This window comes from uncultured Schumannella sp., from assembly GCF_905479755.1.
GTDB lineage: Bacteria > Actinomycetota > Actinomycetes > Actinomycetales > Microbacteriaceae > DCRR01.
In genome coordinates, this window is record NZ_CAJQNT010000016.1 from 81858 (window position 1) to 97727 (window position 15870).

Here is a 15870-nt window from a genome sequence, read left to right on the forward strand (position 1 = left end):
AAAAGGCCCCAGATCGCCGTTTCGCCCCTCGCCGCTACCCCCGCTGGGGTAGAATCAGACGGTCCGTCAGACCTTCACGGCGACGGCGTCGATCCGGCAGGAGCACGCCCTTTTTATGACACCACCCGCTACCCCTGCGCCCGGCGACGACAGCTACGGCGCGAATCAGATCCAGGTCCTTGAAGGCCTCGAAGCCGTCCGCAAACGACCCGGCATGTACATCGGTTCGACCGGACCGCGCGGACTCCACCACCTCGTCTACGAGATCGTCGACAATTCGGTCGATGAGGCCCTCGCCGGACACTGCGACCGCATTGAGGTCACGATCCTCGCCGACGGCGCCGTGCGCGTCATCGACAACGGCCGAGGCATCCCGGTCGATGAGCACCCGGTGGAGAAGAAGTCCACCGTCGAGGTCGTGCTCACCATCCTCCACGCCGGCGGCAAGTTCGGCGGCGGCGGCTACGCCGTGTCCGGTGGTCTGCACGGCGTCGGCAGCTCCGTCGTCAACGCCCTGTCGCACAAACTCGAGGTCGCCGTGCGTCGCCAGGGATCGCTCTGGACCCAGCGCTACCACGATGGTGTTCCGGATGCGCCGCTCGCCAACGCCGGCGATGCCGACGGCACCGGCACCACGATCACGTTCTGGCCGAACTCCGACATCTTCGAGACCGTCGAGTTCGACTACGACACCCTGCGCACGCGCTTCCAGCAGATGGCGTTCCTCAACAAGGGCCTGACCATCACGCTCGCCGACGAGCGCCCGATCGAGGACGGCGAAGAGCCGCGACAGGACGTCTATCTCTATGAGCAGGGCCTCGTCGACTACGTCGAGTACCTCAACTCCGCCAAGAAGACCGAAGTCATCCACCCCGAGATCATCAGCTTCGAATCCGAAGACACCGAACGCCGCATTGCGCTCGAGGTCGCGATGCAGTGGACGACCGCCTACTCGGAGTCGGTGCACACCTACGCCAACACGATCAACACCCACGAGGGCGGAACCCACGAAGAAGGATTCCGTGCGGCACTCACGACCCTCGTCAACAAGTACGCCCGCGAAAAGGGAATCCTCAAGGAGAAGGACGAGAACCTCTCCGGTGATGACGTGCGCGAAGGGCTGACGGCCGTCATCTCGATCAAGCTCGGCGAGCCGCAGTTTGAGGGCCAGACGAAGACCAAGCTCGGCAACACCGAAGCCAAGTCCTTCGTACAGCGCGTGGTCGGCGACCAGCTGAACGACTGGTTCGATCGCAACCCCAACCAGGCCCGCGATGTGATTCGCAAGGCCATCCAGGCCGCGACCGCGCGCATCGCCGCGCGCAAGGCGCGTGAACAGACCCGCCGCAAGGGCCTGCTCGAGGGCGGCGGGATGCCCGGCAAGCTCAAGGACTGCTCGAGCCGCAACCCGTGGGAGAGCGAGATCTTCCTCGTCGAGGGCGACTCGGCCGGCGGATCCGCGGTGCAGGGCCGCAACCCGGAGACGCAGGCGATCCTGCCGTTGCGCGGAAAGATTCTGAACGTCGAAAAGGCGCGGCTCGATCGCGCGCTCGGCAACGCCGAAATCCAGGCCATGATCACCGCCTTCGGCACCGGCATCGGCGAAGAATTCGACGGCGCGAAGGCGCGGTATCACAAGATCGTGCTGATGGCGGATGCCGACGTCGACGGTCAGCACATCACGACGCTGCTGCTCACCCTGCTGTTCCGTTGCATGCGCCCGCTCATCGAGATGGGCTACGTCTACCTCGCACAGCCGCCGCTGTACCGGATCAAGTGGACCAACGCCGAGCACGACTACGTCTTCTCGGATGCCGAACGCGACGCGCTCATTAAGGAGGGCACCGCGAACGGCAAGCGCATCCCCAAGGAGAACGGCGTTCAGCGCTACAAGGGTCTCGGCGAGATGAATCACCAGGAGTTGTGGGAGACCACGATGAACCCGGTCAGCCGCACCCTCTTGCAGGTGACGCTCGACGACGCCGCCATCGCCGACAGCGTGTTCTCCACGCTGATGGGTGACGACGTCGAGTCGCGCCGCCAGTTCATCCAAAAGAACGCGAAGGACGTGCGTTTCCTTGACATCTGATATCACGACGCCCGGCGGCCCCGAAGGCGGGGCCCCCGACGTGAGCGACCACGACAAGATCCGTCAGGTCGACATCCAGCTCGAGATGCAGCGCAGCTACCTCGACTATGCGATGAGCGTCATCATCGGTCGAGCGCTCCCCGATGTGCGCGACGGACTGAAGCCCGTGCATCGTCGCGTGCTCTACGCGATGTACGACGGCGGATACCGTCCCGATCGCGCCTTCTCCAAGTGCACCCGCATCATCGGTGACGTGATGGGGCAGTTCCACCCGCACGGCGACTCCTCCGTCTACGACGCACTCGTTCGCCTCGTCCAGCCGTGGTCGCTGCGCTACCCGTTGGCCCTCGGCCAGGGCAACTTCGGTTCCCCCGGGAACGACGGCGCCGCCGCCCACCGATACACCGAGACCAAGATGGCGCCGCTCGCCATGGAGATGGTCCGCGACATCGACGAGAACACCGTCGACCTGCAGGACAACTACGACGGCCGCACGCAGGAGCCCGTGGTGCTCCCGGCCCGGTTCCCGAACCTGCTGGTCAACGGATCGGTCGGCATCGCGGTCGGCATGGCGACCAACATTCCCCCGCACAACCTGCGCGAGGTCGCTTCGGCCGCGCTCTGGGCGCTCGAACACCCGGACGCCACGCAGGAGGAGCTGCTCGAGGCGATCATCGCCCGAGTGAAGGGACCGGACTTCCCGACCGGCGCCCAGATTCTCGGCGTCAAGGGCATCCAGGATGCTTACCGCACCGGCCGTGGTTCGATCACGATGCGCGCGGTCATCACGGTCGAAGAGCTGCAGGGTCGCACCTGCCTGGTCGTCACCGAACTGCCCTACCAGGTGAACCCCGACAATCTGGCGATCAAGATCGCCGACCTCGTCAAGGAGGGCAAGCTCTCGGGCATCGCCGACATCCGCGACGAGACCTCGGGCCGCACCGGCCAGCGCCTCGTCATCGTCTTGAAGAAGGACGCCGTCGCGAAGGTTGTGCTCAACAACCTCTACAAGCACACCCAGCTGCAGGAGAACTTCGGCGCCAACATGCTGGCGATCGTCGACGGGGTGCCGCGCACCCTGGCGATCGACGGATTCATCACGCTCTGGATCGAGCACCAGATCGAGGTCATCGTCCGGCGCACCCAGTTCCGGCTCGACAAGGCCGAAGCGGATGCGCACATCCAGCGCGGCTACGTCAAGGCACTCGATGCGCTCGATGAGGTCATCGCGCTCATCCGCCGTTCGCCCGATGTGGACGAGGCCCGGCAGGGGCTCATCGCGCTGCTCTCGATCGACGAGCTGCAAGCCGATGCGATCCTCGCGCTGCAGCTGCGCCGCCTCGCGGCGCTCGAGCGCAAGAAGATCCAGGATCGTCTCGCCGACCTCGAGCGCGAGATCGCCGAATACAAGGCAATCCTCGCCGATGTCGGTCGCCAACGCGCGATCGTCACCGAGGAACTCACCGAGATCGTCGACAAGTACGGCGACGACCGGCGCACCGAGATCATGTTCGGGTTCGACGGCGACATGAGCGTCGAAGACCTGATCCCCGAAGAAGAGATGGTCGTCACGATCACGCGCGGCGGCTACATCAAGCGCACCCGCAGCGACAACTACCGCTCGCAGCACCGCGGCGGCCGCGGCGTCAAGGGAGCGCAGTTGCGCGCCGATGATGTCGTCGAGCACTTCTTCGTCACCACCACCCACCACTGGCTGCTGTTCTTCACGAACACCGGACGGGTCTACCGCGCCAAGGCCTACGAGGTTCAGGAGGCCGGCCGCGACGCGAAGGGCCAGCACGTCGCGAACCTGCTCGCGCTGCAACCCGACGAAGAGATCGCCCAGGTGCTCGACATCCGGGACTACGGCGTCGCCCAGTACCTGGTGCTGGCAACCCGTGGTGGCCTCGTCAAGAAGACCGCGCTCACCGAGTACGACACCAATCGCACCGGCGGCATCATCGCAATCAACCTGCGCGAAGGCGACGAACTCGTCTCGGCGATGCTCGTCGACGACGATGACGAGTTGCTGCTCGTCTCGCGTCAGGGAATGTCGCTGAGGTTCCAGGCGACCGAGGCGAGCCTGCGCAAGATGGGCCGATCGACCTCCGGCGTCATCGGGATGAAATTCCGGGGCGGCGACGAGCTGCTGTCGGCATCCGTCGCCAACGACGAAGGCTACGTCTTCGTGGTCACCGAGGGCGGCTATGCCAAGCGCACCGCGGTCGACCAGTATCGGGCGCAGGGCCGAGGCGGACTCGGCATCAAGGTCGCCAAACTGAGCGATGATCGGGGCCGGCTCGCCGGGGCTCTCATCGTCGATGCGGCCGATGAGGTTCTCGTGGTTCTTGCCAGTGGCAAGGTGGTACGCTCTGCCGTGGCCGAGGTCCCGCCCAAGGGTCGGGACACCATGGGGGTCGTGTTCGCCCGATTTGCCGACGATGATCGCATCATCGCTGTTGCTCGCAACAGCGAGCGAAACCTCGCCGCGATCGTGGCCGAAGGCGATGCCGATGTCGAAGCCGTCGAATCTCCGAACGCCGAGGGCGGAGACACCGGAAAGGATCAGACCGAGGAATGAGCGTCGCAGCACGTCTTCAGCGCAAGACTGAGCGTCAGGCCCCGAGCAAGCAGGTCCGACTCCGCCTGGTCTACATCGACTTCTGGTCCGCCGTGAAGCTGTCGTTCCTGGTGTGGGTGTGCCTCGCGGTCGTGCTGATCGTGGCATCCATTCTGATCTGGGTGGTGCTGTTCTCCACCGGGATCTTCGGCACCATCGATGGTCTGTTCCAGGACATCCTGGGTGACCCGAGCTTCCAGATCGCCGACCAGTTCGGTCTCGGCCAGGTCTCGATGTTCGCCATCCTGGTCGGATTGCTCAACGCGGTCATCGGCACCATCCTCGGGGCGATCGGCGCGCTGCTCTACAACCTGAGCGTGCGGCTCACCGGCGGACTGCTCGTCGGGTTCCAGAACAACTAAGTCGTACCCAGCCGAATTGGCTCGCGCCGATGGCGTGAGGTAGTGTAAGCGAGGCCGTTCCACGGAACGCGCCGAAAGAGGGGCTATAGCTCAGGCGGTTAGAGCGCTTCGCTGATAACGAAGAGGTCCCAGGTTCAAGTCCTGGTAGCCCCACTCCATCCCCATTCGGGGCCTTAGCTCAATTGGTAGAGCGCCTGCTTTGCAAGCAGGAGGTCAGGGGTTCGATTCCCCTAGGCTCCACAATTGAAGACGTACTAGAACACCTGACATCGGTAGATGTCGGTTCTGGTGTGAGGGCGGCGAAGGGCTCGGCGAGTCGGATCGTCGCCCTTTCGTCTTCGCTGATCTCGATGCCGTTGGTGAGGGCTTGGTTTGCCAGCCGCTTGCCCTGCTCGTTCGTGCGGGCGTAGAGGTTGGCGCAGTCGACCAGCAGGCTCAGTGCCGTGCTGAGTTGCTTGCGTGATCCCTCGTGCTGGTCGTGTTCGCTGGCAAGCCTGCGGTCGATGTCAGCGAGCCCGGCGCGGATGCGGTCTTGGTGACGCTTCAACGTGTCGAGGTCGATGGCGTCGGCGAAGTGCGCGGCCAGGAGCTTGTCGCTCTCGTTCTGGAGTCGCTTGCGGTTCTCGGTCAGCTCGGCCAGTTCTTGGGACCGGGAGGCGAGACGTTCATCGAACGCGGCCTCCACCTCGGCGGCGAGGGCAGCGAACTCGGCCTCGGTGATCGCGATGTCCTGGTAGCAGTCGGCGACGAGCTGTTCGGCGACCCCGACCGGGACGGCTCGTCGGGAGCAGTTCTTCCGCTTGGAGGCGCGGCCGGAGCAGACGTAGTAGGCGTAGCGGACTCCTTGCTTGTTGGCTGGATAGTCCAGCTGCATCCGCGACCCGCAGGTGCCGCAGAACAGCGAGCCTTTCAGGTAGTGGTCGTGCGAGCGGCGTCGCTCGGAGGCGATCTTGCGCGCGTTCAACAGCGTCTGGACCTGCTGCCAGGTGTCCATGTCGATCAGCGGTTCGTGGGTTCCGGGCTGTTCTGCGCCTTTGTAGCGGACGATGCCGATGTAGTAGGGGTTGCGCAGCAACTTGAAGAACCCGGACCGCGCCATCGGACCGGAGGCGCGCTTCGGGGTGGGCACGGTGGTCAGGCCGCGCGCGGTGACCTCGGCAAGCAGGTCCACGACGGTGCGTTCCCCGGTGGCGTACTCCTCGAACACCCAGCGCACCAGCGGGGCGCGTTCGGGGTCGATTTCGACGGTGCGGTATTCGCGGCCCTGTTCGTCGCGTTTACGGACGTTGAGATAGCCGATCGGGGCGCGCATCGGGGTGCCGCCGGTCTCGAACTTCTGGTTCAGTCCTTTGGTGACCTCGGTGGCGAGGTTCTTGGAATAGAACTCCGCGATGGAGGACATGATCCCGTGGAGCAGCATCCCCGAGGGTGTCTCGTCGATGTTCTCTGTCGCTGACACCAGCGTGACGCCTGCTTCGACGAGACGGCGGTGGATCTCCACGTCGTCGACCCGGTTGCGGGCGAGCCGGTCGACCTTGTGCACGATGCAGTAGGTGACCTGATGAGTGGCGATGTACTCCAGCATGCGCTGTAAGTCCGGCCGGTCGGCCGAACGCGCGGACTCACCGGCGTCAACGAACTCGGCCACGATCCGCGCCCCGAGCGCCTCCGCTTTGCGGGTGTTGGCTTCGCGTTGGGCGGGGATCGAGAATCCCTCATCGCGTCCGCCCTTGGCTGCTTGTTCCTTGGTTGAAACCCGCTGGTAGGTGACTGCCGTGAACAAGGGGGCGGAGTCGGTCTCAGTATGTGGGGCCAGGAGTGTCATCGTGATCTGTTCCTTGCTCATCTGCCGGAGCAGATGGTGATGCGTCGTGGATGTTCGGAGTGTCGATGCGGCGCTGGCGTTCATCGAGTTCGTGGGCGTGGAGTTCGTCGGCGAGGTGCAGCACGAGGTCGACCAGACGGGCGCGGTCAGGTGTGGAGTGCACCCGAGGTTCGGCCGAGATACGCCGCCCCGTGTTCGTTGTCCGGTAGTGCCTCATGCCCTACAGGTGCGCTCGGTGCCTGTCGGCTCAGGTGGTCGTGCTTCCGTTCACGGCGACGGACGGTGATGAGTCTGGCGGCTGTGATGGGGCCGTTGATGAGGAACTTGAAGGCGTCGATGATGCACAGCAGCACGATCAGGTGTAGCCAGCCGGGGCTACCATCGGCGATGAGAGTGGTGCACCAGTAGGCGACGGCAAAGTAGCCGACTGAGAGCAGCATGGCCGGGATTCCCCAGCGCAGCCCTCGCCTGGTGCGGAGGGCGTCGAGCAGAATGTTGGTGGGCATCCAGACGCGCATGAACGTGCGGATGCGGGTGCTGGTGTTCCAGATCAGTCGGAGCATGACGGAGTCCTCCCACGCGGCGACGCCTTGATGGGATGGACTCTCCTGGGCGGGGTGCCCGGCTCGTCATGCCGTCTCCACGGAGGGTGACGGCCTAGCTGATGTGATGTCGCCTGTGCCCTTGATTCTACCGGGTCAGCTGACACTCGGGAAGGGCATGAGTGTGGGGTCGAGCTGTGTGGCTCTGTCGCGCGTCAGACTTAGTGGCAGGGCCCGTTACTTGCGGGCCTGACCTGTGAGGAGTCTGATCGTTCATGGCAAGACCACCAGCCGTTCCGGCTGAGGAGAAGACCAGGATCGTGTTGTCGGTCCTGGCCGGCGAGGTCACTGTCGCTGAGGCTGCTCGGCGGGCGAAGGTGTCTGAGCAGTCGGTGGGGAACTGGAAGCGACAGTTCCTCGAGGCCGGCAAGACGGGGCTCGCCGCTGGGAAGTCGGGGCCGTCCACGCGTGAGCAGCAGCTGGAGGCCGAGGTCGTCGAGCTAACCCAGGCTCTGGGTGAGGCGCACCTGGAGGTCCGGGTGTGGAAGAAGTCCGCGGAGGGCCGGTTGGGCCCTTCGAGGACCTCGAGGTGATCCGTCTGGAGGCGGGCATGCCGACCACGAGGTTCTGCTCCCTGGTCGGCGTGCCCGAGAGGTCGTGGCGACGCTGGCAGGCCCGGACCCGGGCTGGGGCCCCGGTCAAGGGTCCGTGGCCGCGCCCGGCCCGCGAGTCCGTCACGGACGCCGCCCGGCGGCACGCGCTGGCGCATCCGGCGTGGGGACACCGCAAGGTCTGGGCCATGGTGCGCCACGACGGGCACGTCGTCTCCCAGGCCACGGTGCTTCGGCTGTTGCGTGACGAGGGGCTGATCCTCACCCAGGCCTACCAGCGCGAACGTCGTCAGCTCGCCGAGCGTCGCAAGGCCGCGTTCGCGACCGAGCCGACGGGGGCGAATCAGGTGTGGCAGCTGGACTTCTCCGAGTTCGAGACCACGACCGGCGGCACGTGGCGCATCGCGGGGTGCCGGGACTACTGGTCGAAGTACGAGCATCCCTGGCACGTGTCCCCGACCGCGAACCAGCACGACGCGATCGCGGCGATCGAGGCCGCCCTGGCGGACTACGAGGCGATGTTTGGCCGCCCGTTGATCGACGCCTGCTCCCGCGGCGAGGCCGGGAACGTGATCCCGGCCGTCACAATCGTGACGGACAACGGCGGACCGTTCCGCTCGTTCCGGTTCGAGGCGTTCATCACCGCCCACACCGAGCTGCGACACGTGCGTACCCGCGTGCGAACGCCCGGGCAGAACGGGTCCCGCGAACGCGGGTTCGGCTCGCTGAAGTACGAACGCCTCTTCCTCGAAGAGATCGACGACGTCCTGCAACTCGTCGCCCACGCCGATGACTACCGAGCCGAGTACAACTCCGTCCGCCCGCACGAGGCCATCGCCTTCAACCGACCCCTGGACGTCCACCTCGGCCTGGCCGACCCCCTCGTGCCCAACTTTCCCGAGCCCGAGAACCTGCCAGCAGCTTGACGCGGGACAGCTCGACCCCACGAGTGTTCTTTGGAGGTTCAGGCGAGTTCGCCCGTGTTCGGGTTGAGGCTGGCGTAGAAGTCGTGTTCGATCTGGCGGCGGCGTTCGACGTCGGCGATGACGAACGCTACGAAGTCCTCGTCACGGTTCTCGATGGGGGTGTCTTCGATGGGCGTGGCTTCGTCCTCTCCTGGCCAGATCGTCTGGCGAGTGGGCCGGTCCCGGTCAAGCCGGGTGCCGCTGGCGGCGACCCAATCGCGCAGTCGTTGTCTGGTGTCGGCGAAGTCGCGATGCCAGCCGATCGGGGCCGAACCGTTTTGCTGCGGATCGAAAGCGTTGAGCCAGTGGGTGTGGAGTGCGGAGAGTTCCCAGTGCAGCTCGGGGTGACGGTGCCACATCGGAGGAATCACCGAGGTGGGCAGCCCGTAGGTGGTGCGCAGCCAGTTCACCCACTGGTTCAGCTCTAACCATGCAAGCTCTGCCTCATCAGCGGTCAGGAGGTTCCAGTTGATCGGGCCGGGCGGTTCCTCCAGCACCGGTCCGAGGTCACCGTGCGGCTCAGGCGTCGATGCGGGGTCGAGATCGGGGTCTGGCCTATCGTCAGGTTCTTCGGCTGGTGCGCGAGTGTGATCGCTCATGGTCTGCTCCCGGTTCAGCGGCCAAGCGTCGCAGGCTCGCGGGCTTGCGAGGACTGCTCGGGCCGCTCGAATGCCTGGCTTCGGTCAGCGCCGGGCGCGTCTCGTCCCGGGCCGGGGCGCGGTTCGCGTTCGATGCTCAGCCGTGTGCTGACGGGGTTCGGGGTGAGGGTGTCGGCGCGGAACTCCTCGCGTTCGGCCCCGGTGGTGGGGTCGGTGAACTTCTCGAACCGTCCGGTGGCGATGAAGTCGTCGCCCTTCTTGAACAGTTCCATCGCTGCTTCGGCGGCCTTGTAGCGCACCGCGAGGTCGTGGAACGTCCGGTCGGTCTTGGTGAAGGTGCCGTCATCTTCGCGTCGCCAGTGGTCGACGCCGACGCGGGCGTAGAACCTCGGGGTGCCGGTCTTCTCGCTGTGGGTCAGTCGCGGGTCACCGGCGATGTGACCGACCATGATCGTGCCGTTCTTGATCCCCATCACGCATCCTCCTGTTCGCGTCGCACCGCCTCTCTTCGGCTGGTGTGACGGGAAGGTGCGCTCAGAGTCCCCGTGGGGAAAGGTCACGCGATTCGCCGCCAGTGCTGGTGAACGCTCCGGTGGTGCTCGGGGTCCGTGCCGGGTCGGCTCGCACCCCGAACGCCGCCCGGTGCGCCCGCACCGTCTCGACAGTCAGCCCGCTCGGAGGGCTCTGCGGCGAGGGTTCGGGCGGTGCTGCGTGGTCGATGTCTTCTTGCATCGCGGCCAGCTGGGTCTCGATTCGGGTGAGGTCGTTCTCGGCGTCTGCGAGGGCCGCCGCGTGGCGGAAGGGCTGGCCGATGCGTTGCTCCGCGTCGTCGCGTTCTTGCTCGGCGCTGGTGAGGTCGTCGCGGGCTTGCTCCAGGAGCGCGGAGATGCCGGAGGCGCGGTTCTCGATGCGCTGGATGAGTCCGACGCCGCCGTCGAGGAGCGACTGGCGGGTCATGGTGAAGCCACTGCGCGGCACTGCGTCGAGTCTGACGGTCACCATCGGTTCGGCCCCGAGCGCCGGACTGGTTGAGACGGTGACGTCGAAGCCACTGATCTTGCCGATCGTGCCGTAGTCGCGGGTGGCGTAGCGGGGCGCCCATTTCAGGTCGGAGTCGTGCGCCCAGGACGCGAGCGCGTGGGCGGCGTCTGTGCGGGAGGTGTAGGTGTGGCCGCGTAGCTCGATGCGGAACTTCTCACCGGAGGTATCGGTGACACGCGGCAGGACCGCTTCGAGGGCTTCGATGTCGGAGGCGGCACGGCGTATGTGATCGCTGGCGCGGTCGTGAGCATGGGTGAGCATCGACTCGTTGCGGTGGTATGCGCGCTCCAGACGGCGCAGCCGCTGCACTTCGGTGTGCACGATGGAGTGCTCCAACAGCAGAGGGTTGCCGGAACTGATCGCTTTGGCTTCTGCGGCAGAGAGCGCGGATGAGTCGATTTCCTCGATCTCGCGGGAGTCGAGGCTGCCGCGCATGAGCTGCGCGATGAACGTGGCTTTGCGTTCGACGCCCTGCCACATGTACGAGTCGAACGACCGCTCGGTGACGAACCTTACGATGCCGACCTCAGCGTTCTGGTTGCCTTGGCGCAGGATGCGCCCCTCGCGCTGAGCGATATCGCTCGGTCGCCACGGGCAGTCCAGGTGATACAAGGCGACGGCACGGTTCTGGACGTTGGTGCCGACACCCATCTTCTCGGTTGAGCCCATCAGCACCGCGACGTGCCCGGCGCGCGCGGCGGCGAACAACCTGGCCTTGTCCACGTCGGTCTTGGCCTCGTGCATGTACCGGATCGACTCAGCAGGCATCCCGCGTGCGACCAGTTGCGCCCGGAGTTCGTCATAGGCGTTCCACCGGGTCGGGTTCGGGGTGCCGATGTCGGAGAACACCAACTGCAACGCCCCGCGCACGGGCGACTCCTGCCCGGTGATCGGGTCGAGGTAGGTGTTGTCTTTCGTCTGCTCCCACACCTTGTGGATGCTGTCGGCGGCCAGATCGACCTTGGTCGGCCCCGAGGGGTCACGCGGGGCGATCATGCGAATGTCGAGCGCGGCTTTGCGTCCATCGGTGGAGATGGTGAGCATGTTGTCTTCGCTCGGCGACACCGCTCGGGCCGCGACCTTCTCCGCGCGGGTGCCGAGGGTCTCGATGAACTGTTCCAGCTCGACCGTGGGCTGGATCGCCACCGTTGCCGGTGCCCGACGTCGGTCGTCGCGTTCGGTGAGGTGGGGAATCGGGAGTTGCAGGTCCTCGGCGGTCTTCACGTCGGCGAAGATCGACCAGAGCTTGAGCATCTCGGGCACGTTCTGGAACTTCGCGAACCGCGTCTTGATGCGGAACGTGTTGTTGCCGGTGGGGGCCATCTCCATCTGCGTGACGGTCTGCCCGAACGTCGCCGCCCACGCATCGAATGCCCCGATCCCGGCCGCCTCCAGCAAGTCCGGGCGCAGGTACTTCTGCATCACAAACGCTTCGGTGACGCTATTGCTGATCGGCGTCGCGGTCGCCCCGGTGACGACTCGCTCTCGGCCTTGGGAGCGCAGGTATTCAAGCTTCATGTGCAGATCGCTGGCGCGGTTGGAACCCTCGATCGCGGCGTCAGCGATGTTGGAGTCGGTGGTGAGGTTCTTGTACATGTGCATCTCGTCGACGACCACGTAGTCGATGCCGGTGTCCTCGAAACACACCCCAGCATCCCGGCCGACGTCGATGCGGGCTTTGACCTTGTTCTCCAGCTGGAGCAGCTTGCGCTGGATGCGTTTGACGCTCATCGCGTTCTCACCCGTCGCGGTGGCGAGCACGTCCCGCATCTCGTCCACCTGGGCTTGGATGTACGCCTGCTGAGTCTCCTGACGAAGCGGAATCTTCTCGAACGCGCCCTGCGTGACCAGGACGCCATCCCACTCGTTCGCCGACGCCCGTGCGACGAACAGGCGGCGCTTGTCGGCGGTGAGGTCTTTGGACGAGGCGGCGAGAATCCGGGCTTGCGGATAGATTTGCAACCATTCTCGGGAGAACTGTTCGAGCATGTGGTTTGGGATCACCAGCACGGGCTTGTCGATCAGCCCCATGCGGCGCATCTCCATTACGCCCATGATCATTTCCGCCGTCTTGCCCGCTCCGACCTCGTGGAACAGTCCGGCGGAGGGTTCGGCGATCATCCTGGCGACCGCCGAGCGTTGGTGCGGGCGGGGAGTGAAGTTCTCCGCCAGCCCCGGCAGGCTCAGGTACTCGCCTGCGTCGGTGTAATCCCTGAGCACGATGGAGTTGAAGCGCCGGTTGTACTCGGTCACGAGGGCGTGGGCGCGTTCGGGGTCTTCGAACACCCACTCGGAGAACCGCTCTTGCAGGGCGTCGGCTTTCTCCTGCGCGGCGGTGGTCTCCAGCGGGTTGAGCACGCGACGCTTCCTGCCTTCGACGTCTTCGATCTCGTCGTAGACGAGCAGGGTGCGCTGTTCCATGATCGCTTGGGCGATATCAGGGGCGGGGCGACGTTCGGTGCCCCATTCGCTGGTGGACATGAGCCCTTGGCGGCCGCCGCGCACTTCCCACATGCCAGGCAGCGGGTTCTCCACGTTCACGTCGCTGGTGCGCAGCAGCTCGTTCAAGAACTGCGCGTGCACCTCGGCGCTGATCCACACCGCTCCCATGCGGGCGCTGATCTCCTGCACCCCGAGCGCTTCGGGCACGACCTCGGTCAGCGCGTCCACGTTCGCCTGAAACTCGGCGTCGTCGGCAGCGCGTGTCGTGGCCTGCTCCAGTTTCACGCGCACATCGCCGGAGAGGTACGCGGGGGCGTGGATGAGTTCGTCGGTGACCGGATCGGTGAACACCAGCCCGCCCAGCGCCTGCCGAGCTTCGGGCTCGTCCATGCCGAGCATGTCCGCGATCAGCGGCAGGTCGATCCGCCCGCTGCGGTCGAGGCTGACCGCGATCGCGTCGGCCGGGGTGTCGACGCTTTGTGGTTCGGTTCGTGGGGAGACGACCCGGCGTGTCATGATCGCCGCCGGGGTCGCGGTCTGGTCGGTGTCGTCGAATTGCTCCAGGGCGAGCACGAGCGCCCCGAACGGGTCGCTTCTCAGTAGCCGTATCGGGGTCGGCACCGTGCGGGCGTAGGTGTCTTCCCCGGCATCGTTGGTGCGTCCGGTGCGGCGCAGCGTGTAGCGGTTCAGCGGCCCGTACCTACCGACATACTTGCGGTAGTCGCGGTGCAGACCCTCGCGTGCCGCGTTGATCTCGTCGGTGTCATCGACGGTCGCGGCCTCCAGTTCGAGCAGCCGGTGCGCGCCGTCGCGCAACCCCAGCAGGGCACGCAACTCCGCCCCAGCCGACTTCGGCACCTCCAACGGTTCGACCGCACCGGCGGAGACGGTGCCGAACCCGGTGTCGGTGGCGACGATGCTGCCATCCCACAACTGCGGTGGTGACGGCACACGGGCGGCTTGCCGCGCCTGATGCTCCGCCGTGGGCGCGGTGAACATCAGCCCGGTGCGACGCGCGCTGAACGTGATCTGATCGAGCACGTCAGCCAAGTCGGTTTCCAGCCGCCCGAGGTTGCCGTCGACCGTGAGCGTCGGGGCGCCGTACATGCTCTGCCGGATACGCATCTCACCGAGCACATGCTCGGGGCGGTGGTCGAAGTAGGCGTTGATCTTCGCCCGCTGCCCGTCCAGGCCGATCGGGGTGACCGTCTCCCACAGTTCGTCGGCGAGCGGTTGGCCGTCTTCGCGGCGGCGCAGGATGAGCAGATCGGTCACCACGTCGGTGCCCGCCGTGCGCCGATGCGCCCCGGCGGGGAGCCTGACCGCGCCCACGAGGTCGGCGAGCATCGCCATCTCGCGGCGCGCGCCGGGGTTCTGCGCATCCATCGTGTACTGCGACGTCAGCACGGCGACCATCCCGCCCGGCCTGACGAGCCGGAGGGATTTGAGAATGAAGTGGTTGTGCATCGACTGTCGGGTCGGGTTGTGCACCGGGTCGTGCAAGGTCACATCCGAGAACGGCACGTTCCCGATCGCCGCGTCGAACGACCCCTCGGGCAGTCGGGTGTCGGCGAACGACTCGCCGCGAACCTCGGCGTGCGGGTACAGGGCGCGGCTGATCGCCGCGGTCACCGGGTCGAGTTCCACCCCAGTCATGCGCGCCGGCTCGGGGGCCATGCCGAGGAACGTGCCCAGCCCGGAGCCGGGTTCCAGAACCCTGCCGCCGTCGAAGCCGAGACCGGTCATGGCCCGCCACATCTGCCGCACGATCAACGGGTCGGTGTAGTGCGCGTTGATCGTCGTGCGCGCGGCGGCATCCCACTCTTCCGGGGTGAGCAAGCTCCGCAGCTGCTCGCGCTCCGTGTTCCAGTCCTGCTTGGACTCGTCGAACACATCGGGCACCGCGCCCCAGCTCGACCAGCGCGCAAGCATCTGCTGCTCCTCGGCGGTCGCCGGGCGTTCCTGAGCCGCGAGCAGCCGCGCGGCTTCGACGGCGGCCACGTTCGCGTGGAAGCGAGCCTTCGCGCCCGAGGGGGCCAGATCGTCGTGCGTGGCTGGCACGAACCGCAACACCGGCGCGGCAGACCGTGGCTCCGGGTCGGTGTCGCCAGCAGCGGGAGTTAGCGGACTTCGCGCAGGAAGCGGATCGTCGCTGCCTCCGCCAGCAGGCTCTGGTGCTCTTCCAGATACCGCCTCGGGATCTCCGCTTCGACCAGGCCCTCCAAGAACCAGAGTGGCACGGCCCAGTCTTTGGCTTTCTGCTCCAGGTCGACCGTCGACGGCATCAGATCGGGGGCGTCCTGCATTCGCTCGGCCCACATGATCAGGTTCTGGTCGTTCGGGGAGGTCTGGTTCCACTCCTGACGGGCCTTGTCCAGCGGCAGGCTCGGGTCGGTGACCCAGGCGAGTTGCTGCATCACGACCTCCTCCGCTATCCGTAGCGCCGTCATCCGGTGCGCCACGTCCTGCCAGTAAGTCTGCTCCGAAGAGGCCATCTTCGCCAGCGTCAACGCCGGGTTCGTCTCGATCTGCCGCGCCAGTTCGGTGATCTGGCCCTGCGCCTGAAGACCCAGCTCGGTGAAGAACCGAGTCGGGTTCTCGATCAGCTCGTACCGCTCCGGTGCGTGCGTCCTCCAGTGCCGCATCGCCTGCGCCCCGTACTTGTTCACGTTCTGCTCCCTCCACGCCGGGCGTGCTCTCGGCGGCTTCGCTGATCTGCTCGTCGGCGGTCTGCTCGGCCAGCCCCCACAGGTCGAACTCCAGCTGACCGGGCG

10 protein-coding genes, 2 tRNA genes and 1 pseudogene are annotated in these 15870 nt (G+C 66.1%); 7 read left to right on the plus strand and 6 right to left on the minus strand.

The features are described from left to right. Positions 1-115: 115 nt before the first annotated feature. The 5 genes from gyrB (at position 116) to QZ258_RS05105 (ending at position 5311) form a co-directional block, all read left to right on the plus strand. A complete protein-coding gene (gyrB, locus tag QZ258_RS05085; RefSeq protein WP_294179605.1) occupies positions 116-2089 on the plus strand; it encodes a DNA topoisomerase (ATP-hydrolyzing) subunit B in 1974 nt (657 codons plus the stop codon). 40 nt (positions 2090-2129) lie between these two features. Further along, positions 2130-4670 (plus strand): DNA gyrase subunit A, encoded by a 2541-nt coding sequence (gene gyrA / locus QZ258_RS05090; RefSeq protein WP_294179638.1) that lies wholly within the window; start codon positions 2130-2132, stop codon positions 4668-4670. After that, positions 4667-5071 carry a DUF3566 domain-containing protein gene (locus QZ258_RS05095; RefSeq protein WP_294179606.1) on the plus strand — a complete coding sequence of 135 codons (405 nt, stop codon included), beginning with the start codon at positions 4667-4669 and terminating at the stop codon, positions 5069-5071. Before gyrA ends, QZ258_RS05095 begins: the two co-directional genes overlap by 4 nt. 79 nt (positions 5072-5150) lie before the next feature. Then, a tRNA-Ile gene (locus QZ258_RS05100) sits at positions 5151-5224 on the plus strand. Positions 5225-5238: 14 nt separating this feature from the next. Then, positions 5239-5311 (plus strand) — tRNA-Ala (locus tag QZ258_RS05105). 559 nt (positions 5312-5870) lie between these two features. Here the strand turns inward: QZ258_RS05105 and QZ258_RS05110 are convergent. After that, positions 5871-6980, minus strand: a pseudogene (locus QZ258_RS05110) (recombinase family protein); the annotation flags it as partial. Positions 6981-7042: 62 nt separating this feature from the next. Then, complete coding sequence (locus QZ258_RS05115) at positions 7043-7459, minus strand: sulfate permease (RefSeq protein WP_294179607.1); 417 nt, start codon at positions 7457-7459, stop codon at positions 7043-7045. A 254-nt stretch (positions 7460-7713) separates the two neighbouring features. Here QZ258_RS05115 and QZ258_RS05120 point away from each other — a divergent pair, with 254 nt between their 5' ends. Next, positions 7714-8031 carry a helix-turn-helix domain-containing protein gene (locus tag QZ258_RS05120; protein ID WP_294179608.1) on the plus strand — a complete coding sequence of 106 codons (318 nt, stop codon included), beginning with the start codon at positions 7714-7716 and terminating at the stop codon, positions 8029-8031. Beyond that, the gene (locus QZ258_RS05125; RefSeq protein ID WP_294179609.1) at positions 8028-8975 is read left to right on the plus strand and encodes an integrase core domain-containing protein; all 948 of its coding nucleotides are present in this window, start codon (positions 8028-8030) and stop codon (positions 8973-8975) included. Before QZ258_RS05120 ends, QZ258_RS05125 begins: the two co-directional genes overlap by 4 nt. A 38-nt stretch (positions 8976-9013) precedes the next feature. On the opposite strand, the gene QZ258_RS05130 is transcribed toward QZ258_RS05125, so the two are convergent. The 4 genes from QZ258_RS05130 to QZ258_RS05145 all read right to left on the minus strand — a co-directional run bounded on the left by QZ258_RS05130 (position 9014) and on the right by QZ258_RS05145 (position 15765). Continuing rightward, the gene (locus QZ258_RS05130) at positions 9014-9613 is read right to left on the minus strand and encodes a hypothetical protein (protein ID WP_294179610.1); all 600 of its coding nucleotides are present in this window, start codon (positions 9611-9613) and stop codon (positions 9014-9016) included. A 14-nt stretch (positions 9614-9627) separates the two neighbouring features. After that, positions 9628-10086, minus strand: a complete 459-nt coding sequence (locus QZ258_RS05135) for a single-stranded DNA-binding protein (protein ID WP_294179611.1) — start codon at positions 10084-10086, stop codon at positions 9628-9630. Positions 10087-10147: 61 nt separating this feature from the next. Beyond that, positions 10148-15157, minus strand: a complete 5010-nt coding sequence (locus tag QZ258_RS05140; protein ID WP_294179612.1) for a helicase — start codon at positions 15155-15157, stop codon at positions 10148-10150. Between the two features lie 59 nt (positions 15158-15216). After that, positions 15217-15765: a hypothetical protein gene (locus QZ258_RS05145; RefSeq protein WP_294179613.1), complete on the minus strand. Its 549-nt coding sequence runs from the start codon at positions 15763-15765 to the stop codon at positions 15217-15219. Positions 15766-15870 lie beyond the last annotated feature (105 nt).

Bases quoted from the DNA above. Each gene is read 5' to 3' on its own strand.
- gyrB (WP_294179605.1), top strand. From the start codon at position 116: ATGACACCACCCGCTACCCCTGCGCCCGGCGACGACAGCTACGGCGCG.
- QZ258_RS05095 (WP_294179606.1), top strand. From the start codon at position 4,667: ATGAGCGTCGCAGCACGTCTTCAGCGCAAGACTGAGCGTCAGGCCCCG.
- QZ258_RS05115 (WP_294179607.1), bottom strand. From the start codon at position 7,459: ATGCTCCGACTGATCTGGAACACCAGCACCCGCATCCGCACGTTCATG.
- QZ258_RS05120 (WP_294179608.1), top strand. From the start codon at position 7,714: ATGGCAAGACCACCAGCCGTTCCGGCTGAGGAGAAGACCAGGATCGTG.
- QZ258_RS05130 (WP_294179610.1), bottom strand. From the start codon at position 9,613: ATGAGCGATCACACTCGCGCACCAGCCGAAGAACCTGACGATAGGCCA.
- QZ258_RS05135 (WP_294179611.1), bottom strand. From the start codon at position 10,086: ATGGGGATCAAGAACGGCACGATCATGGTCGGTCACATCGCCGGTGAC.